Annotated in this window: 11 protein-coding genes; 2 read left to right on the plus strand and 9 right to left on the minus strand. The window is 61.9% G+C overall.

Features of this window, described 5'->3' with window-relative positions:
• Positions 1 to 5 precede the first annotated feature (5 nt).
• From ACW4TB_RS16730 to ACW4TB_RS16750, 5 genes are all read right to left on the minus strand, one after another.
• Complete coding sequence (locus tag ACW4TB_RS16730) at positions 6 to 1,919, minus strand: tyrosine-protein phosphatase (RefSeq protein ID WP_279928539.1); 1,914 nt, start codon at positions 1,917 to 1,919, stop codon at positions 6 to 8.
• A gap of 172 nt (positions 1,920 to 2,091) precedes the next feature.
• Positions 2,092 to 2,556 carry a nuclear transport factor 2 family protein gene (locus ACW4TB_RS16735; RefSeq protein ID WP_012313774.1) on the minus strand — a complete coding sequence of 155 codons (465 nt, stop codon included), beginning with the start codon at positions 2,554 to 2,556 and terminating at the stop codon, positions 2,092 to 2,094.
• 123 nt (positions 2,557 to 2,679) lie between these two features.
• A complete protein-coding gene (locus ACW4TB_RS16740; protein WP_012313775.1) occupies positions 2,680 to 3,861 on the minus strand; it encodes an MFS transporter in 1,182 nt (393 codons plus the stop codon).
• A 75-nt stretch (positions 3,862 to 3,936) separates the two neighbouring features.
• Positions 3,937 to 4,740 (minus strand): 2,5-didehydrogluconate reductase DkgB, encoded by an 804-nt coding sequence (gene dkgB / locus ACW4TB_RS16745; RefSeq protein WP_254467495.1) that lies wholly within the window; start codon positions 4,738 to 4,740, stop codon positions 3,937 to 3,939.
• 198 nt (positions 4,741 to 4,938) lie between these two features.
• Positions 4,939 to 6,516 carry a hypothetical protein gene (locus ACW4TB_RS16750; RefSeq protein ID WP_279928545.1) on the minus strand — a complete coding sequence of 526 codons (1,578 nt, stop codon included), beginning with the start codon at positions 6,514 to 6,516 and terminating at the stop codon, positions 4,939 to 4,941.
• Positions 6,517 to 6,667: 151 nt separating this feature from the next.
• Here ACW4TB_RS16750 and ACW4TB_RS16755 point away from each other — a divergent pair, with 151 nt between their 5' ends.
• Positions 6,668 to 11,902 carry an NEL-type E3 ubiquitin ligase domain-containing protein gene (locus ACW4TB_RS16755; protein ID WP_279928547.1) on the plus strand — a complete coding sequence of 1,745 codons (5,235 nt, stop codon included), beginning with the start codon at positions 6,668 to 6,670 and terminating at the stop codon, positions 11,900 to 11,902.
• Positions 11,903 to 11,973: 71 nt separating this feature from the next.
• On the opposite strand, the gene ACW4TB_RS16760 is transcribed toward ACW4TB_RS16755, so the two are convergent.
• On the minus strand, positions 11,974 to 12,468 hold the full coding sequence (locus tag ACW4TB_RS16760) for a DUF934 domain-containing protein (RefSeq protein WP_046787238.1): 495 nt from the start codon (positions 12,466 to 12,468) through the stop codon (positions 11,974 to 11,976).
• Complete coding sequence (locus ACW4TB_RS16765) at positions 12,452 to 14,104, minus strand: nitrite/sulfite reductase (RefSeq protein WP_012313780.1); 1,653 nt, start codon at positions 14,102 to 14,104, stop codon at positions 12,452 to 12,454. The genes ACW4TB_RS16760 and ACW4TB_RS16765 overlap by 17 nt, the downstream gene beginning before the upstream one ends.
• Before the next feature lie 215 nt (positions 14,105 to 14,319).
• Here ACW4TB_RS16765 and ACW4TB_RS16770 point away from each other — a divergent pair, with 215 nt between their 5' ends.
• On the plus strand, positions 14,320 to 15,396 hold the full coding sequence (locus tag ACW4TB_RS16770) for an ABC transporter substrate-binding protein (protein ID WP_279928554.1): 1,077 nt from the start codon (positions 14,320 to 14,322) through the stop codon (positions 15,394 to 15,396).
• A gap of 266 nt (positions 15,397 to 15,662) precedes the next feature.
• Here the strand turns inward: ACW4TB_RS16770 and ACW4TB_RS16775 are convergent, their stop codons facing one another.
• Entirely contained in the window at positions 15,663 to 15,881 is a 219-nt protein-coding gene (locus ACW4TB_RS16775; protein WP_012313783.1) for a DUF2970 domain-containing protein, read from the minus strand.
• 77 nt (positions 15,882 to 15,958) lie between these two features.
• Positions 15,959 to 19,666, minus strand: coding sequence for a methionine synthase (gene metH / locus ACW4TB_RS16780; RefSeq protein WP_279928558.1), 3,708 nt, complete (start codon positions 19,664 to 19,666; stop codon positions 15,959 to 15,961).
• Positions 19,667 to 19,723 lie beyond the last annotated feature (57 nt).

The raw sequence follows: 19,723 nt of genomic DNA on the forward strand, positions 1-19,723 counted from the left end.
AACTGTCAGAACGCGTAGCTGGCCTTGAGGCTGCCACTAGCCCCGTGGCTGTCACCACCGCCCAATGCTGACAGATCGGCGCCAACACTCAGCGCGCCAAGGTTGGCCATCAGGCTCACGCCAGCGTTGAACTGGTCACGATCGTCGAAGGCGGCTCGCTGTTCGATGTCCAGCCCCAGCAAGTGGCCCTCGCTTTCCACCTCGTGGTCGCCCAGTGCATGCTCATAGCCCACTTGCACGCTGGGTACCAGTTGCCAACGGCCCATGGCAAACGGCACGAAAGACGCCTTGAAATTGGCGGTCGCGCTACGGCGCGTCTGCTGCAGGTTGTCCACCTCTAGCGCCAGTTCGCTGCCTTTTTCGGTAAACCCGGCCACGTCCACGCGACTTATGCGTACACCCAGGCTCGGTTCCAGCACCACGCGGTTTGTGTTCAGGCGATAGCCCATGGCCAGGCTGGCACCGGCCAGGGTACCGTGGCTGTCGCCCTTGGCCGTACCCAGGCCACCTGTCAGATCACGCCTGCTGGAATAGTCGAGGTAGCCGGCGCTGGCATCTGTGTCGATGAACAGGCCTTGTTCCAGGCCGCCCGGAGCGAAACGGGCGCCCAGGCTCAGGAACGTCAGGTCCGTGTCAACCTCGCCGCCTGCGCCGCCAACGTTACCGCTGCTGTAGCCGAAACCTGCGTGGGCGCTGAGCTGCTCGGAGAAACGCTGTGTCATGCCGATCATCAGGCCTTGGCTGTGTTCGTTGCTGCTGGCGACACTGGACGAGCCGTCGGTGCCCAGATAACCGGCCAGGGTGCTGCTCCACAGGCGCGACTGGCCAACCTTCAGGTCGGTACCGTCGGCGAAAGGTGCTGCGGCGCTGTCGATCATGACGCCCAGGCGCAGCAGGTAGCTGGCGGCATCGGCATGAACCTGGCCACCCACAGTGGACTCCACGCCGCCCAGCGTGCCGGCATCGATGGCCGACTGCAGGTAGTAGTTGTAGGCGCTGTAGGTGCCTGACAGCGACGTGTCCTGCAGTTGGCGCAGCAGTTGCGCGCCTGCTGCGGCGTTACCGACCAGGCCAGCTTCACCGGGTAGCGTGCCGTAACGCACCATTTTGCCGCGCAGCACATAGATCGTTTCCTGGGTAAGCCCCAGGCCTTGCTTGAGGTAGTTGTCCATGCTGCCATATGCGGCCGTAACTTCATCCAGGCCGGCCTGCAGGTAACTGGCCTCTACGCCCAGCAGTGGGGCGTAGACTTCGGCCATGCTGGCCGGCATGGCTGCCAATGTGGCGGCCACACGGGCGGCGGTGTACTCATTGGTGGCCAGGTAGTTGTTCATGATTGTCGCGTCGTCTACACCGGCGATGCTCAGTAACACGGCGGCGGTCCAGCCCGTACGGTCCTTGCCGGCGGTGCAGTGGAACAATGCGGCGCCGTCGGCACTGGCCAGTTCGTTGAACAGCACCGAGAATTGCCCACGCATGCCGGCATCGCTGACGAAGGCGCGGTTGGTCTCCTGCATCATGGCGCGTGCCTGGGCAGCGCTGGTGAACGAGATGTCGGTGATGTTCGAGCCCGAGGTGGTGCTGCCGATGATGTCGATGTTGGTATAGCTGGCGCCGGCGGGCAGGGTATCGGGCGTGGCGGCGATTTCGCTTGCGGTGCGCAGGTCGTATACATCGCTTATGCCAAGGCCGTTGAGCACGGCAAGGTCGGCGGCAGTCGGGGTCAGGGCATTGGTACGATAGAACACACCGGTGCGCATCACCCCGTCGTGGCTTGTGCCGTAGGCCGATGTGGTGCCGGCGATGTCGCGGAAATTGTCAATGCCAGCCAGGTGCGGCGTATCGAGCGCATCGGCGGCGTGGGCGGCGGAGATTGCGAGTGTGAGCAGGGACAGGGAGCAGAACAGACGTTGCAGCACGGCAGAGGCCTCTGAGGAGTACGTGGTGTGGCTACTCTCCGCGGGCAACATGAAACTGAATGTTACATACCAGGGTGGAACGTAAAAGCCTGCGCGATCTGGCCGGTGCCTGCGTTTTTTGTCTGGCCTTCAGGCCACACTCAGGCTACCGGCCGCTTGGGCCTTCCCGGGGTCAGAGCCCCAGTTCGCTGAGGCCGGGATGGTCGTCCGGGCGACGACCCAAAGGCCAGCGGAACTTGCGGTCCGCTTCGGCAATAGGGTGCTCGTTGATGCTCGAGTGGCGATTGTGCATCAAACCATCGGCGGCGAACTCCCAGTTTTCGTTGCCATAGGCGCGGAACCACTGGCCGCTGTCGTCGTGGTACTCGTAGGCATAGCGCACCGCAATGCGGTTGTCGGTGAATGCCCACAGCTCCTTGATCAGTCGGTACTCCAGTTCATGGTTCCACTTGCGGGTCAGAAAGGCGTGAACCTCGGCACGCCCCCGGGGGAACTCGACACGGTTACGCCATACGGTATCGGGTGTGTATGCCAGCGATACCTTGGCCGCGTCACGGCTGTTCCAGCCATCCTCGGCCAGGCGGACTTTTTCGATGGCGCTTTCGCGGGTAAAGGGAGGCAATGGAGGGCGGGACATGGGGGACTCCTTGGCGGTGGTTAGCGTAGAGGAGAGTACTGCTGCAGCGGCATTGGGGGGAATGGCTGCAACGGGCCCTTCATAATTGCGCCCGTTGCAAGAGTGCAGCGCTTACGCCAGTGCCTAAACCGCGGCGCCCAAGGCCTTGTCGACAGCCTTGCCGCGCCCGCCCAGCCATACCAGCACCAGGGCCGTCGCCGCCAGCACGCCGCCGGCCATGGGCACTGCGGCATAGCCCAAGTCCAGGCTGATTACCGTGCCACCCAGTGCCGCGCCAACGGCATTGCCAAGGTTGAATGCGCCGACATTGATCGACGATGCAAGCCCTGGTGCCTCGATGGCGGCAGTCATGACGCGCATCTGCAAGGGCGGCACGACGGCGAAGGTGAACACGCCCCAGACCAGCAGCGCGATGGCCGCACCAATGTGGCTGCCCAGTACCAGCGGCATCAGCAACATGATCAGCGCCAGTGTACCGAGGAAGATGCGCGCAGCGCCGTCCAGCGACCAGTCGGCCAGGCGCCCACCCAGGCTGTTGCCCAGGGTGAAACCGACACCGATCAGCACCAGGCCGAGGGTGATGAAGCTGTCTGAAGCGCCGGTCAGTTCAGCCAGTACCGGTGCTACGTAGGTGTACAGGGTGAACATGGCGCCGGCGCCAAGCACGGTGGTAGCCATCGCCAGCAGCACGTTGGGGCGGGCGATGACCGCCAGCTCTTTGCGCACGTGGGGCACGCTGCCACGCTCACCTTTGGGCAGCGCGTACCACAGGGCGGCCATGGCCAGCAGCCCGAGTGCCGCAGTACCGGCAAAGGCCATGCGCCAGCCGACCTGCTGGCCGACCCAGGTCGCCGCAGGTACGCCGCCGATATTGGCGATGGTCAGGCCCATGAACATCGTTGCCACGGCACTGGCTTGTTTGTCCTTGGGGACCACGCTGGCTGCGACCACTGCGCCCAGGCCGAAGAAGGCACCGTGGTTGAGGCTGGTGACCAGCCGCGAGGCGAGCAATGTGTAGTAGTCCGGCGAGAGTGCCGAGAGCAGGTTGCCGAGGGTAAAGATGGCCATCAGCGCCATCAGTGCGGCGCGTTTGCCAAAGCGGCTGAATAGCAGGGTCATGATCGGTGCGCCGACCATTACGCCGATGGCATAGGCGGTGATCAGCATGCCCGCGCTGGGGATGCTGACATCGACGCCTTGTGCGATCACCGGCAGCAGACCCATCGGTGTGAATTCGGTGGTGCCGATGCCGAAGGCGCCGATAGCCAGGGCAAACAGAACCCGTTTTGGGGAAAGCGTGCTCATCAGGAGCTCCGGTTCAAAGGTCAATGAGCAGTGATACCGGCCACGAACAAGCCGGTACCGACATGCAGTGGGTAATCAGTCCCAGGCGGGCGCCAGGCCATCCGGGCTGACTTCACGGCCATTGCGCTCGAGCGAGGCGATGCGCGCCATGTCGTCGGCATCCAGTCTCAGGCTGCAGGCGAGCAGGTTGCTGGCCAGGTTTTCGCGCTTGGTGGAGGAGGGGATCACTGCGTAACCCAGCTGCATGGCCCAGGCCAGGGCCACCTGGGCGACCGTGGCCTTGTGCTTGGCGGCGATCTCGACCAGCACCGGGTCCTTCAGCACTTTGCCGTAGGCCAGGGTCATGTACGAGGTGACGGTGATGCCCTGGTCCTTGAGGTAGGCAGCCAGTTTGGCGTTTTGCAGGTAGGGACTGAGCTCGACCTGGTTGGTGGCGATTTCGCCTTTGCCGACCACCTCGATGGCTTGGCGTGTGAGTTCGATGTTGAAGTTTGACACGCCGATCTGACGGGTCAGGCCGAGTTTTTTGGCTTCGGCCAAAGCTGTCATGTACTCGGCCAGTTCGATGCCCTTGCCTGGGGCTGGCCAGTGGATCAGCAGCAGGTCGACGTGGTCAGTGCGCAGCTTGGCCAGGCTCTCGCGCAAGCTGGGGACCAGTTTGTCAGCGCCATGGTTGTCGACCCAGATCTTGGTGGTGATGAACAGTTCGCTACGCGGTACGCCGCTTTCGGCAATGGCTTGGCCTACGTCGGCTTCGTTCTTGTAGATCTGCGCGGTGTCGATGACGCGGTAGCCCAGCGCCAGGGCGGACTTGACCGAGTCGATGACGGCCTGGCCGGTGAGGCGGTAGGTGCCAAGGCCGAAAGATGGAATGCTCATGGGGCTGCTCCTGCTGAGTGACTGAGGTTGAACCAGAGCTTAGGTGCCCTGCTGCCGACCTCGTTCGAATGGGGAGCAGTGTGGGGGTTTTGCAGGCTTTGATTAAGACGGGACAGTGCCAAGGTCTTTTGACCTGAAATCACGAGTCATCCGTTGGCTTGTGATTCAGGTGCTGTAAAAAACCTGGCTACCTTTGGTTCACGTTGCAATTTGTCCTGGCGCCGACTGCAGCAACCACTGATGGCTCAACCCCGCCAGTTGCTCTTGCAGCGTAGAGGCCAGCCCTGCGCGCCGCACAGCCCGATCCTGGCTGAGCAGCTCGTCAAGCACGTCCAGCAGTTCGCGAGCTTGGGCGGCCGCTGCGCTATTGGTCGTATCGTCCTGCAGCACGCCCTCCTGATAGGTGCGCACGCGCTCTTTCTGGCTGGCCTCTTGAGTCGCGGTCGCCTCGACCAGGGCGTTGTTGGAGAACGCCAGGCGAGTGCTGCTGCGCGATTGGTCGTCGATCGTGTGATAGCTGTAGTTCTGCGTTTTGTTGTCGCGGGTTAGGGTCAGGCCGACGAGCGGATTGAGGCCTTCATGCCAGGCGGCTTTCATGCTTGCCCGTTGCTCCTGCTCCACGGCCAGGTCCGCTGCCGGGCCTTGCAGAGTGGTCGATTGCGAAACCTTGTAGTCGAAGTGGTCCACTTCTTCAGGCCGCATCGGATTGATCTTCTGTTCGGTCTGCGTGATCGAGGCATCGAAGTCGGCAAGGCCGCTCAACAGCAGGCGGCTGGCCGTGCTCTGCGCCAGGTCATGGCCTGCAGGGCGCTTGCTGGTATCGTCCACGCTGTTGAGCTGGCTGAAGGCATCTTTGAACAGTGCCATCAGTTGCACGTCACCATGGCCGCGCTTTTGTGCAGCGTCGAACTGGAGCAGGTAGTTGGCCACGGCTGCCTGACGCTGAGCCTGGCTGCCCAGCAGCGCACCGTCCTGGGTGTCGAGGTTCATCTTGACCGTGCCGTTGGCGCCTTGCAGCGTGAGTTTGCGGGAATCTTCGTTCAGCTGCAGGTCGAAGGTTTGCTGTTCGCCGCTAGCGGTCTGCAATTTGGCATTCAACTGCAAACCGGTGAACAGCGCCGGGTCGAGCTTTACCAGTGCGCCCAGCTGCAGGCTGGGTGGTTCCTGGGTCAGCCCGTTGAGGGCAGCCTGGAAGCTGTTCGCAAGCGCTGCCAAGCCTTTGAGTTCCTCACTGGTCAACGTACCGCCTTGCACGTCGGCATCCACCGCCAGGCCGTTGGTGCTGCTGTAGAGGCCCACCGTCACGGTGGCGCCTGAGCCGGTAGTGAGATTGAAGCTGACGCTGCTGGTTGCGTGTTCGCGCAGCCTGGCCTGCTGCATGGCCAGCAACAACGGGTCGTTTGTCGCGCCATCATCGATCGCCAGCCCGGATTGCGAAATACGTTGGCCACCGCTGGCTGCCAGTTGCTCCAGCAGGGCAGCACCGAGCCCCTGGAAGCGCGCTGCCGGGGAGGAGGCCTGAATGGCACTCAGCATGTACATGCTGAGTTTATCGATGCCGTCCTGCTCCCACACATACCGGGTCTGCGCTTCACCGAGGGTACCTTTGACCGTGTAGGTCTGGGTATCGACGCGGCTTTCTTGCTGGCCAAGGCTTACCACCGTGCTCGGTGATGTCATCGGCGCGTCTGCCGACAGGGTGGTGGGTACCTGAGGCGCACGGTGGGTGATGTGTGCGACGGAGGTCAGGCGCACCACTGAGGTAATCGGGCTCATCGCCAGCTTCCTTTCTGGTCATCAGATGTAACTGTTATCGGCAGCGCTTGTGCAAACGTGAACTTCTGTCATGGCGGCAGGTTGCAATAGTTAACGCAAAAACCTCGTTACGCGGTGGTGCAATCGCGGTTTTACGCCCCAGGAGCCCGCGATGCCAAGTCAGCCGTTCACCGATGACTCCACCAACGCCTTGATTGCCAGCCGCTTGCCCGCCTGGCTGACCGAACTTCCGTCCGACACCCTCCACAGCTTGCACGAGAGCCAGCAGCGACAGCAGCAGCTACAGCATCAGTTGCACGAATGGCTGGCGCGGATCACTCCACTCGATGCATTTGCCGAACCGCTGCTGCAACAAGCTCTGCAGGCGGAGCATCAACTTACCATCGATGTGCGCCGGGCCACGCTACGGCGCAGGACCCTGCAGCGATATCCCTCGCATGTTGCGCAGGTGCCGGATGGGATCAAGGAGCAGATTTACCAGCACAGCCTGCTGCAATCGGCGTTGCATAACTTTACCGAGGGTGAAACATTCGCCACCAGCATCATGCAGGGCTCTGCGGTGCTGGATGCAGCAGGGAATGCGTACGCGCTCTCGGCCAAGGCATTCTTTACCCTGTGCCGCTCGCTCGACCTGGGGGGGCGTTACCAGGCGTACCTGCGCGCGCAGCTGGCACCCGGCGGTGAAGCGGGAAAACAACTGGGCACGCTGATCGAGGCAGGCTATCGCGCGAGCCTTGAGGCGACGCTGCGGCTGGCACTGGTCAATGGTGAAATACCAAGGCATGCCTATGAACATTGTGCCCCGCTGATTGATCTGATCTCTGTTACACCTCCATCGATCCCTGGGCTGCGGCCAATGCAATTGCGTGTGTTCGGTCGGCTTGTGCGAGGCGCAGTGGCGTTCGAGATAACCCATCAGCGTACGACCGGTGACGTGTTCGAGGGGATATTGTGCTGGATCCCTGATGATCCTCAAGGCCCGCTGACCTGGTATACCTCGTGGGCATCGCTGTTCCTGACGGTGGGTAAACAGTTCCGTTTGCCCGGCTACGTCGAATTCTTCCAGCGCTTTATCGGTGAACGCGACCGGGCTGCCTACACCCGTGCCTTGACCGAAGCGCTGAACGATACTGGCGAGGATGTGCCGGTCCAGCTCGATGGGCGTTACGCACCAATCGAGCAGCCGTTGTTCGAATACCTGCGCCGGCAACTGATCGACACGCTGCTGGACAACGCCAAAGTGCACGCCATACCCACCGCCGAAGTGGACGCGCAGCAACGCGACAGGCGCCTGCATTTCTACCTCAGCTTTGGCCTGGATGCGTTGGGCCTGGCGAGCTTTGCGCTACCTGCACTTGCCTTGCCATTGCTGGGAATCACCGCGTTGCAGGTGGCTGACGATGTTTACGAGGGCTATGCCGATTGGCGCCTGGGGGACCGGCAGGGTGCGCTGGAGCACATGTACTCCGTAGCGCAAACCGTGGGCATGACGGCCGTCAATGTCGGTGCAGGCGCGGCATCGCACCACCTGATGGAGGGCGCTCGCGTCGAAGACCTGGTGCCGGTGTACACGGATGAGCACACCGTGAAATTGTGCGACCCCAGGCTGCCAGGCTATGCCGTCCAAGACCGAGGAGCCGTCGGCGAGCTGATCAGCCTGCAAGGCACAGAATATGTGCGTACACCCTTGGCCAGCCATTTGACCTACTTGGAGGCTCAAACACAGCAGCGTCGCATCCGCCATCCCGTGCGTCCCAACGGTTATGCACCGCTGCTTGAGGGCAGTGAGGGCGCTGGCTGGCAGCATGAACTGGAGACGCCCCACGAATGGCAGGGCAGCGCTGAGTTGTTTCAGGACCTCGATGCGGGCTGGGCGCACCTCGATGAACAGGCCATACACGCGGTGATGCGGGCAACGGGGTTCAACCAAGATCAACTGCGCCGCTTGCACGTAGACCAGGCACAGGCTCCGGCGCGCTTGCGCGATGCGGTGCAGAGGCAGCAGTTGCACGCTCGGCGGCCCGAGCTGAAAGGGGTGGACTTCGAGCGACAGCTACAGGCTCAGCAGCCCCTGCCCGGCGAAGCGCAAACCCTGCTTCGCCGGGACTTTCCCGGCCTCTCGGTAATGGGCGCGCGTGAGATCATCGAACATGCGCCCGAGGACCAGGTGGAGCATATGCTTGCGCACCAGCGTGTGCCGTTGGCCTTGGCCGAGCAGGCGCGGTGGTACGTGCGCGATACCCGCCTGGACCGCGCCTGTGCGGGCCTGCTTCAAGCCGCAGCAATCAATCGTGACACCGAGCAACTGGCATTGGGCCTGATCGCCGAGCGCGCGCCCTGGCGAGGGGTGCGCATCGAGCTGCGCGGTGACACGCTGTCGGGTGAAATGACTGCGTGGGCCGGAACGCAAGCGGCCAGCGAGGTACTCACCGTGCTTCGAACTGCCCAGGGTTATCAGGCGCTGGATGCGCGCGCAAACCCGTTGCCGTTGGCCAGAGCTGATGACAGCCTGTTCCAGGCCCTGTTGCAGCAGCTCGATCCCTGGCAGAAAAGGATGTTGGGCGATGCCAGCGATTCCCCCGAAGCACTGGCTGAGGCCATGTCGCAGTGGGCCAGCGAAGAGCGCGAGCTCTCCGCTTCAATTTTGCGCATGGCGCCAGTCGGCCTTGGTTTCAGGCCGCCGGTACGGCTGGGCGACGGGCGCCTGGGTTACCCCTTGAGTGGCCGTGGTGAAAGCAGCAATCGCGCGTTGCGTCGGGGTATCCAACGGCTGTTCCCCGATTCCGACGAAAACGCGATGGAGCAGTTTACGCAGAACGCCCGCACGCTTGGGCTGACACCTTGGAATCACTACCTGCGCCTGTGTGAAGAGCTGCGCACGCTTGATCAGGCTTTGGGGTTGTGGCGTCGGCAATCGTCGGGGCCGATTCAGTTGATCCGGCGAGCACGCATGGCTCGGCGGATTCGTCATGCCTGGCAAAGACGCGCTCGCGACGGTGACGGCCATCCTGCGTTGATACTGGAGGGATCTGCCTTGGGCAGCCTGCCCGAACTGCCTGAACGCGTTCACTTCGACCATGTGACTTCACTGGTACTGCGCAATCTTCATCTGACGGCGCTCAGCGAGGGCTGGCTCTCCCGTTTCCCCAATGTACGGCGCCTGGACTTGTCGTCCAACCGGCTGATCTCGATACCTGATACCAGCGCCCTAGAGCAACTGGAGCAGCTCGATCTGCGTAACAATCGCATTGTCGACATCAGTGAAGCGCAGGCCGGCTGGCTACGCGCCAACCCCGCCTGCGCGCGCTTGCAGGGCAACCCACTTTCACCGGCTGCACTCGAGCGGGTTGCCGTCGAGCCTGTAGCAGCCATCCAGCAGGGGGAGGAGGGCAGCGCTCCGTGGCTCGAAGGGCTGACCGAGCGGGAAGCCGCGCCGCGACGCAGGTATTGGCAGGCGCTTGCTCAAGAACAAGGCAGCGAAGAGTTCTTCGCTTTTCTCAGTGCGTTGCTGCATTCCGAGCGCTTTGCCGTAGAACCCCAAGACTTTCGGCGTCGCGTGGGTGAGCTGCTCTATTGCATGTACAACCATGCTCATGTTCGACGGGCAGTATTCCAGCAGGCTGCCGTGCCACGGCGCAGCGTGGACCTCGATGTGCTGCTCGTCAATTTGAAGCTAGCGTTGCGCACAGAAGGCCTGCGTGGTTGGCGCCTTGAGCATGAGTTGCGCGGCCTTGGGCGTGAGTTGTTCAGGCTTGATCAGGTTAACCGCTTTGCTGCACGGCACATCGAAGGTTTGCGCCGGCGCTCTGTGCCATTCAACCCTGGTGAGATCTACCAGGCCTTTCGGGTTCAGCTTGCAGAGCCATTGGGTATTTACGGCCAACCGACTTACCTCAGTTTCAGGCATGTCGAAAGTGTGACCCCAAACGACCTGATAGAAGCCGAGGCAGCCGTATACGAGGCCGAAACAGCCGATGCACTCAGCCTGTTCCTGGCGCAACAGGCGTTCTGGCAGGACCACGTCAAACTCGCTTATGCCGATCAGTTTGCAGCCATACGTCAAACCTACGACGAACGGCGAACTGCACTTTTCAGGGAGGGCGCACAAGACCCGGCCCCGACACGTGCGGCGGAGCAAATTGCAGAGCAACGCAGGGAGGAGGAGGACGCCCTGACCTTGGCGCTGGCCCGCGGCAACTATCGGATGTGGTTTCAGCTCGGACTTGTCCATGGCCCTGGCTCGCGAGCATTTGCGCATCTGTCCAGTCGCCTTGAAGCCAGCCTGGCAATCTGGCGCGGGCTGCCTGGCGACCCTGAGTATGCAGCGCGATCCAATATGGCGGAGCTCCTGCGGGGTTTCTGGCAGTCGCGTTACCACGATGAAGAGCCACCCCTGCGCTCGAGCAAGGAAAGCTGGACTGTCAGTTCGTTACCTGCGCTGCCCATGGGCATCGTGTTCGATCAGGTGCGTAAATTGTCGTTGTGCAACCAGCAGGTTTCGGTCATCGAGCCGGATTTCCTGAGTCGGTTTCCTAATTTGGTAACAATGGACCTATCGGGCAATCGCCTGCGAGCGCTTGATGGACTTGAGCATTTGCCGCACCTGCGCAGTGTGAACCTTGGGGGTAACATGCTCGATACAGTGGTGGGCCTGGAGTACTTGACCGAACTGGTCGAGCTGGACCTCAGTGGCAATCAGCTCGATGACCTCCCCGCCGGGCTAGAGCAGTTGGCCCGCCTGACGCATCTCGATCTCTCCTTCAATCAGATCGCGGTCCTGGATGATCGGGTAGGGCAACTGGTCAGCCTTGAAAACCTGCAATTGAGCGGCAACCTCCTGAGTGCTGTACCGAGCAGTGTCGGCAACCTTGCGCAGTTGAGCACTCTGAACGTCGGCTCGAATCGCTTGCTCACCATCCCGGAAAATCTGAATTACTTGGGTAGACTGACCCAGTTGCACCTGCAGAACAATTTCATCACCCTCGACGCGCAATCCCAACTGCGGCTGGAGTGGTTTCCCAGGCTTGAAATTCTCAACCTTGACGCGAACCCGTTGGGGGTGGCGCCGCAGTTACGCTACAACGTTCATCTTCACTACGTATCGTTGTGTGCAACAGGCCTGCGCCGTCTTCCTTTGACGTTGTTGCAGCGTTACCCGGAGTTGGTCTTGGACTTGCGTGGCAATCGCATCGGGGCTTTGAGCGAGGAGGCGTTGAGCTGGGTCGAAGCGCACCCGCACAGGGTCAACCTCGAGCAGAATCAGCTGAGTGAGACGGTCATGGAGCGCGTGCGTGAAGCACTGGCCCGGCTGCGGGCCGAATGGGAGCGAGCTGCTGCGCCGCAGCCGGGAACAGGAAGCAGAAGGTCTCAGAACCGCAGGGGCTGAGAAGCGGTGTAGCCAGATGGTTGTAGAAGCAGAGGCATGGCCACCGTGCGGTGGACCATGCCGGGAGACGATCAACGGCGGCGGAACAGCGGCAGCGGCTCGTCGGTGGCGGCCTGATAGGTCACCGAGAAGTCCTTCAACCCTTGCAGGGCATCTTCCGGGTCCTTGTCGGCACGGATGGCGAAGGCATCGAAGCCGCAGCGTGCCAGGTAGAACAGCTGGTCACGCAGTACGTCGCCGATGGCGCGCAGCTCGCCCTTGAACTGGTAGCGGTCACGCAGCAGGCGCGCATTGGAGTAGTTGCGCCCATCGGTGAAGGCCGGGAAGTTCAGGGCGATGACCTGAAAGTGCTGCACGTCATCACCGATCTCTTCCGCTTGTTCATCGCTGTCCAGCCACACGCCCAGGCCACCGTCGCGAGCCTTGAGCATGTGGGCATGGTCACGCCACAGTTGCAGCGGGACGATGTAGTCGTCGCAGTTGGTCAGCTCGTCGATCGTGGTTTCCTTGGGCAGCAGGTGCCAGGTTTCGTCGACGATCTGGTTGTTCTTAATGATTCGCTGCATAGACGCGTTCCTTGAAGGGGTCGATGCCGATACGCTGATAGGTGTCGATGAAACGCTCTTCCTCGGTACGTTGTTCCACGTACACGGCGATCAGCTTCTCGATCACGTCGGCCATGTCATCCTGGGCGAAGGACGGGCCGAGGATCTTGCCCAGGCTTGCGTCGCGCGCGGCGTTGCCGCCCAGGGACACCTGGTAGAACTCCTCGCCCTTCTTGTCCACGCCGAGGATGCCGATGTGGCCGACGTGGTGGTGGCCGCAGGCGTTCATGCAGCCGGAGATGTTCAGGTCGATCTCGCCGATGTCGAACAGGTAATCCAGGTCGTCGAAGCGGCGCTGGATGGATTCGGCGATCGGGATCGACTTGGCGTTGGCCAGCGAGCAGTAGTCACCGCCAGGGCAGCAGATGATGTCGGTCAGCAGGCCGATGTTCGGCGTGGCGAAACCACCTTCGCGCAGCTCCATCCACAGGGCGTGCAGCTGACGCTGCTCGACGTCGGCGAGGATGATGTTCTGCTCGTGCGAGGTGCGCAGGAAGCCAAAGCTGTAGCGCTCTGACAGGTCTGCCACGGCGTCCAGCTGCTTGTCGGTCAGGTCGCCCGGGGCAACGCCGGTGGGCTTGAGCGACAGGGTCACGGCCACGTAGCCAGGGCGCTTGTGGGCGCGGGTGTTGCGCGAGCGCCAGCGGGCGAAGCCAGGGTATTCGGCGTCCTGGGCGCTGTAGTCAACGTTGTCCAGGGCCAGGTAGTCCGGATCGACGAAGTGGCGCGAAACACGCTGTACTTCTTCTTCGGTCAGGGTGGTGCTGCCGCCACGCAGGTGGGCCATTTCGGCCTCGACCTTCTCGGCGAACACTTCCGGGGTCAGGGCCTTGACCAGGATCTTGATCCGCGCCTTGTACTTGTTGTCACGACGGCCGTAACGGTTGTACACACGCAGGATGGCGTCCAGATAGCTGATCAGGTCTTGCCACGGCAGGAATTCGTTGATGAACGAACCGACCACCGGAGTACGGCCCAGGCCGCCACCGACCAGCACGCGGAAGCCCAGCTCACCGGCAGCGTTGCGCACCGGCTCCAGGCCGATGTCGTGCACTTCGATGGCCGCGCGGTCTTCCTTCGAGCCGTTGATCGCGATCTTGAACTTGCGCGGCAGGTAGGCGAATTCCGGGTGGAAGGTGGTCCACTGGCGGACGATCTCGCACCAGGGGCGCGGGTCGATGATTTCGTCTGCGGCAACACCGGCGAACTGATCGGTGGTGGTGTTGCGCAGGCAGTTGCCGCTGGTCTGGATCGCGTGCATCTGCACGGTGGCCAGTTCGGCAAGGATGTCCGGGATGTCTTCAAGTGCCGGCCAGTTGTACTGCACGTTCTGGCGGGTGGAAATGTGGGCATAGCCCTTGTCGTAATCGCGGGCGATCTTGGCCAGTGTGCGCACCTGGCGGGCGTTCAGCTGGCCGTAGGGCACGGCGACGCGCAGCATCGGGGCGAAACGCTGGATATAGAGGCCGTTCTGCAGGCGCAGAGGGCGGAATTCTTCTTCGCTCAGCTCACCGGCCAGGTAGCGGCGGGTCTGATCACGGAACTGCTTGACGCGGTCCTCGATGATCCGCTGATCGTACTCGTCGTATACGTACATAAAAGTCCTGTCTCAGGCTGCATGCAGCTATTCGCGCGCACGGCCGCGCACTCCGGTTCGGAGCGGGGAAACGATATCAGGTTGCGTTTATGCGCTAAAGTGATGTTTTTGCATATGAAAAGAACCAAACGAACTAAGTGAGATCGACTGGCATTTATCCGGCACTCACTGCCGCAGGTTTATACTCGCGGGTTTGTTGGTAAGGATGTAACCGCATGCTCAAGGCATTGTGCTACAGCTTGTGCCTGAGCCTGCCGCTGGCGGCCAGTGCTCAGGCCGCTTCGGTGGTGTTCCTCAACCCGGGCCTGCCCAGTGAGACGTTCTGGGCCAGTTACTCGCGTTTCATGCAGGCGGCCGCTGACGACTTGGGCATGACGCTGAAGGTGCAATACAGCGCGCGCAATGCCGAGCGCGCACTAAGCCAGGCGCGGGCTGTGCTCAAGGGGCCGCAGCGCCCGGAATACCTCGTGCTGGTCAACGAGCAATACGTTGCGCCGCAAATCATTCGCTTGTCGCAAGGTAGCGGGGTCAAGCTGTTACTGGTCAACAACGGGCTGACTGCCAGCCAGGCGAGCAGCATTCAAGCCCAGCCCTCAAAGTACGGCGCTTTGTTAGGGGCCTTGACGGCCAATGACGAGCAGGCCGGTTACCAGATGCTGCACCAGATGGTAGCTTTGCTACCGCGCAGTAACGAGCCGGTGGACCTGGTGGCTTTCGCCGGGCTCAAGACCACACCCGCCTCGCAGTTGCGCGAACAAGGCATGCGTCGCGCCTTGGCCGATTTCCCTCAGGTGCGCCTGCGGCAGGTGGTTTACGGTGGCTGGAACCGCCAGCGCGCCTTTGAACAGGCGCAGCAGTTACTGCAGCGCTACCCGGATACCAAGCTGGTATGGTCGGCCAACGACGAAATGGCCTTTGGCGCCATGCGTGCGTTCGAGGCTGCGGGGCGCAAGCCTGGGCGGGATGTAGTGTTCAGCGCCGTCAATAGCTCCCCCGAGGCCTTGCGAGCGCGCATCGATGGGCGCCTGGGGGTGTTGATGGGTGGGCATTTCAGTCTCGGCGGCTGGGCCATGGTAATGCTCCATGACGATGCCTATGGTGTGGAGATCGCCCGGGACGGTAAACGCGACCATGTGATGCCTGTTTTGCAGTCGATCGATCCGCTCAAGGCAAAGCGCTGGCTCAAACTGGCGGAACAGGACGACTTTGGTGTCGACTTCCAGCGTTTCAGCGCCAGAGAGCGCCCGCCGGCTTACCGTTATCCCTTCCTGACGTCACCTGTCGAGTACTGAAAAACCCTGCTTGAGAGAAGGGCATTGGTCGTCTTAACTGCTGGTTGTGAAGTGCATTCCCATAATCACTACAAGAGGCAATGCAATGGGAAATACAACCAAGGTCCGCAAAGCTGACAGTAGCGTCGATGCCTGGGCGATCCTCTGCCTTATCGTCCTGGTGGTGGTCACCGCCGTGTACTGGGTCAGCCACCAATAGCCTTAGCTCCACGCCGTGACGCAAACTGAGCCGCCCGCGCAAGGGAGTTGCGCGGGCGGGTTGCGTTTCAGTGTGCTGTCAGGTGCAGCGCCAGTTGTACCAGGCCGACCAGAATCAGAATGAACACCAAGGTGAATAGTGCGCCCAGTGCGATGAAGTGGCTGGCCTTGCCGTGGGTAAAGTCACGCGCGCGGTTTTTGCCGCTCTGCACACCCAGCGCGGCGGCGAGGATGCTGTGCAGCATCTGCCAGAAGGTAGGGGGTTTGCCTTGGCTGGAATCGTCCATGCTGGCTCCTTGGATATTCGGAGGCAATCAGGGACAGTGTAGATGGCAAATGGGGCCGCAAAGCGGCCCCATGAATGTCAGCTGTCGTAGCCCAGGTTAGGCGCCAGCCAGCGCTCGCTGACGCTCACATCCTGACCTTTGCGTGCGCTGTAGCTGTCTATCTGGTCCTTGTCGATCTTGCCCACGGCAAAGTACTGCGCCTGTGGGTGAGCAAAGTACCAACCGCTGACCGCAGCCGCGGGGAACATGGCAAAGTGTTCAGTGAGGAACACGCCGCTGGGGCCGGTTTCACCGATGGCTGTGCCATCGAGCAGGCGGAACAGCGTTTCTTTTTCGGTATGGTCCGGGCAGGCCGGGTAGCCTGGTGCAGGGCGGATGCCGCTGTACTGTTCCTTGATCAGTGCCTCGTTGTCCAGGTGTTCGTCGCGCGCATAACCCCAGTGCTCTTTACGCACCTGCTCGTGCAGCCACTCGGCGCATGCCTCGGCCAGGCGGTCGGCGAGGGCCTTGACCATGATCGAGTTGTAGTCGTCGCCCTTGTCCTGGTAAGCCTTTGCCACTTCCTCGGCACCAATGCCGGCGGTGGTGATGAAGCCACCCACGTAGTCGGTGACGCCACTGTCTTTGGGCGCGACGAAGTCGGCCAGGGAGAGGTTCGGCTTGCCATCGGGCTTGATGGTCTGCTGGCGCAGGTGGTGCAAGGTGGCCAGGGGCTGACCGTTGTCGCCGTAGACCTGAATGTCGTCATCGGCAACCTGGTTGGCTGGCCAGAAGCCGAACACGGCGCGCGCACTGATCAGCTTCTCGTCGATCAGTTTGTCGAGCATCTCGCGGGCATCCTTGTACAGCGAGGTTGCCGCTTCACCCACCACTTCATCGGTGAGGATGCGTGGGAATTTGCCGGCCAGGTCCCAGGAAATGAAGAACGGCGTCCAGTCGATGTACTCGGCCAGGGTGCGCAGGTCGATGTTGTCCAGCACCTTGACGCCTGTGAAGGCAGGGACCGCCGGCTGATAAGCGGCCCAGTCGTATTTTGGCTTGGCCGCCACGGCCTGCGCGTAGCTCAGGCGCTCGGTGCGGGCACTGCGGTTGGCAGTGCGTTCACGCACTTCGATGTAGTCCAGGCGGGTTTTTTCAACGAAGCCGGGCTTGAGTTCCTTGGACAGCAACTGGGTGGCCACACCTACCGCGCGGGAGGCGTCGGTCACATAGATCACCGCATCGTTGCTGTACTTGGGCTCGATCTTGACTGCGGTATGGGCCTTGGACGTGGTGGCGCCGCCGATCATCAACGGCAGCTCGAAGCCCTGGCGCTGCATTTCGCGGGCAACATGAACCATCTCGTCCAGCGACGGGGTGATCAGGCCGGACAAACCGATGATGTCGCACTTCTCGTCGCGGGCGGTCTGCAGGATCTTCTCTGCCGGTACCATCACGCCGAGGTCGACGATGTCATAGCCGTTGCAGCCCAGGACCACGCCGACAATGTTCTTGCCGATGTCGTGCACGTCGCCCTTGACCGTCGCCATGAGGATCTTGCCCTTGGCTTCGGGCTTGTCGCCTTTTTCGGCCTCGATGAACGGGATCAGGTGGGCCACGGCCTGCTTCATCACCCGCGCCGACTTGACCACCTGCGGCAGGAACATCTTGCCCGCGCCGAACAGGTCGCCAACCACGTTCATACCGCTCATCAGCGGCCCTTCGATGACTTCGATCGGGCGCGCACATTGCTGGCGGCACTCCTCGGTGTCTTCGACGATGTGTGCGGTGATGCCTTTGACCAGCGCATGTTCCAGACGCTTGCCGACCGGCAGTGAGCGCCAGGCCTCGTTCTCGACTTCCTTGGTGGCACCCCCGCCTTTGTAATCATCGGCGATGGCCAGCAGCGCATCGGTACCTTCAGGGGTGCGGTTGAGCACCACGTCCTCGACCCGCTCGCGCAGCTCGGCCGGGATCTCGTCGTAGATCTCCAGCTGGCCGGCGTTGACGATACCCATCGTCAGGCCGTTGCGGATGGCGTGGAACAGGAATACCGAGTGGATCGCCTCGCGCACCGGGTTGTTGCCGCGGAACGAGAACGACACGTTGGACACGCCGCCCGAGCTCAGCGCATGTGGCAGGTGGTCACGGATGTAGGCGCAGGCCTCGATGAAGTCCACGGCATAGTTGTTGTGCTCTTCGATGCCGGTAGCGACGGCGAAGATGTTCGGGTCGAAAATGATGTCTTCCGGCGGGAAACCGACTTCATTGACCAGAATGTCGTAGCTGCGCTGGCAGATTTCCTTCTTGCGGGCAGCGGTGTCGGCCTGGCCGACCTCGTCGAAGGCCATCACTACCACGGCCGCGCCGTAGCGTTTGCACAGGCGTGCGTGGTGCTTGAATTGCTCGACGCCTTCTTTCATGGAGATCGAGTTGACGATACCCTTGCCCTGGATGCATTTGAGGCCCGCTTCGATCACTTCCCATTTCGACGAGTCGATCATGATCGGCACGCGAGAGATGTCCGGCTCGCCCGCAATCATGTTGAGGAAACGGACCATGGCTGCCTGGGAGTCGAGCATCCCTTCGTCCATGTTGATGTCGATTACCTGAGCACCGGCCTCTACCTGCTGCAGGGCGACCTCCAGCGCTTCGGTGTAATTCTCTTCGCGGATCAGCCGGGCGAACTTGGCGGAGCCGGTGATGTTGGTGCGCTCACCGACGTTGACGAACAGCGACTGGCGATCGATGGTGAACGGTTCCAGGCCCGACAGCCGGCAGGCCTTGGCGATCTTTGGAATCTGGCGCGGCTTGTATTTGGCCACTGCCTCGGCGATGGCCTGGATGTGCCCGGGCGTGGTACCGCAGCAACCGCCGATGATGTTGAGGAAACCACTGGCCGCGAACTCCTCGACCACTGCAGCCATCTCGGCCGGGGTTTCGTCGTACTCGCCGAAGGCGTTTGGCAGGCCGGCATTGGGGTGGGCGGAAACGTGGGTGTCGGCCTTGGTCGACAGCTCTTCAAGGTAAGGGCGCAGGTCCTTCGCCCCCAGCGCGCAGTTCAGGCCAACGGAAATCGGCTTGGCATGGCGTACCGAGTTCCAGAACGCTTCGGTGGTCTGGCCGGACAGGGTACGGCCCGAGGCATCGGTGATGGTGCCGGAGATCATGATCGGCAGTTCGATGCCGTCATCTTCGAACACCTGCTGCACGGCGAAGATCGCTGCCTTGGCGTTGAGCGTGTCGAAGATGGTCTCGATGAGGATCAGGTCGGCGCCGCCCTCGATCAGGCCGCGGGTCGCCTCGATGTAGTTTTCCACCAGTTCGTCGAAGGTGACGTTGCGGTAGCCGGGGTCGTTGACGTCCGGGGAAATCGAGCAGGTTCGGCTGGTCGGGCCGAGCACGCCGGCAACGAAGCGTGGCTTGTCCGGCGTTTCCAGGGTCTTGGCGTCGGCAACCTGGCGGGCGATGCGCGCGCCCTGGACGTTCAGTTCGTAGACCAGCGACTCCATGCCGTAATCGGCCTGGGAAATCTGCGTGGCGTTGAAGGTGTTGGTTTCGAGAATGTCGGCGCCAGCGTCCAGGTACGCCTTCTCGATGGCAGCGATGACATCGGGGCGGCTAAGCAGCAGCAGGTCGTTGTTACCTTTTACATCGCTTGGCCAATCGGCGAAGCGCGTGCCACGATAGTCGTGTTCCTCGAGGCGGTAACTCTGGATCATAGTACCCATGCCGCCGTCGAGGATCAGAATGCGCTCATTGAGTGCGTGCTGGAGTGCTTGGAGACGAGCGCTGCGGTCGGACATAGGAACTACCTGGTCGGGCGAATATCAGAAGGTGCGGAATCATAACAAAGCTGCGCG

This window comes from Lelliottia jeotgali (genome assembly GCF_977070485.1).

Bases quoted from the DNA above. Each gene is read 5' to 3' on its own strand.
- ACW4TB_RS16735 (WP_012313774.1), bottom strand. From the start codon at position 2,556: ATGTCCCGCCCTCCATTGCCTCCCTTTACCCGCGAAAGCGCCATCGAA.
- ACW4TB_RS16740 (WP_012313775.1), bottom strand. From the start codon at position 3,861: ATGAGCACGCTTTCCCCAAAACGGGTTCTGTTTGCCCTGGCTATCGGC.
- dkgB (WP_254467495.1), bottom strand. From the start codon at position 4,740: ATGAGCATTCCATCTTTCGGCCTTGGCACCTACCGCCTCACCGGCCAG.
- ACW4TB_RS16750 (WP_279928545.1), bottom strand. From the start codon at position 6,516: ATGAGCCCGATTACCTCAGTGGTGCGCCTGACCTCCGTCGCACACATC.
- ACW4TB_RS16755 (WP_279928547.1), top strand. From the start codon at position 6,668: ATGCCAAGTCAGCCGTTCACCGATGACTCCACCAACGCCTTGATTGCC.
- ACW4TB_RS16760 (WP_046787238.1), bottom strand. From the start codon at position 12,468: ATGCAGCGAATCATTAAGAACAACCAGATCGTCGACGAAACCTGGCAC.
- ACW4TB_RS16765 (WP_012313780.1), bottom strand. From the start codon at position 14,104: ATGTACGTATACGACGAGTACGATCAGCGGATCATCGAGGACCGCGTC.
- ACW4TB_RS16770 (WP_279928554.1), top strand. From the start codon at position 14,320: ATGCTCAAGGCATTGTGCTACAGCTTGTGCCTGAGCCTGCCGCTGGCG.
- ACW4TB_RS16775 (WP_012313783.1), bottom strand. From the start codon at position 15,881: ATGGACGATTCCAGCCAAGGCAAACCCCCTACCTTCTGGCAGATGCTG.
- metH (WP_279928558.1), bottom strand. From the start codon at position 19,666: ATGTCCGACCGCAGCGCTCGTCTCCAAGCACTCCAGCACGCACTCAAT.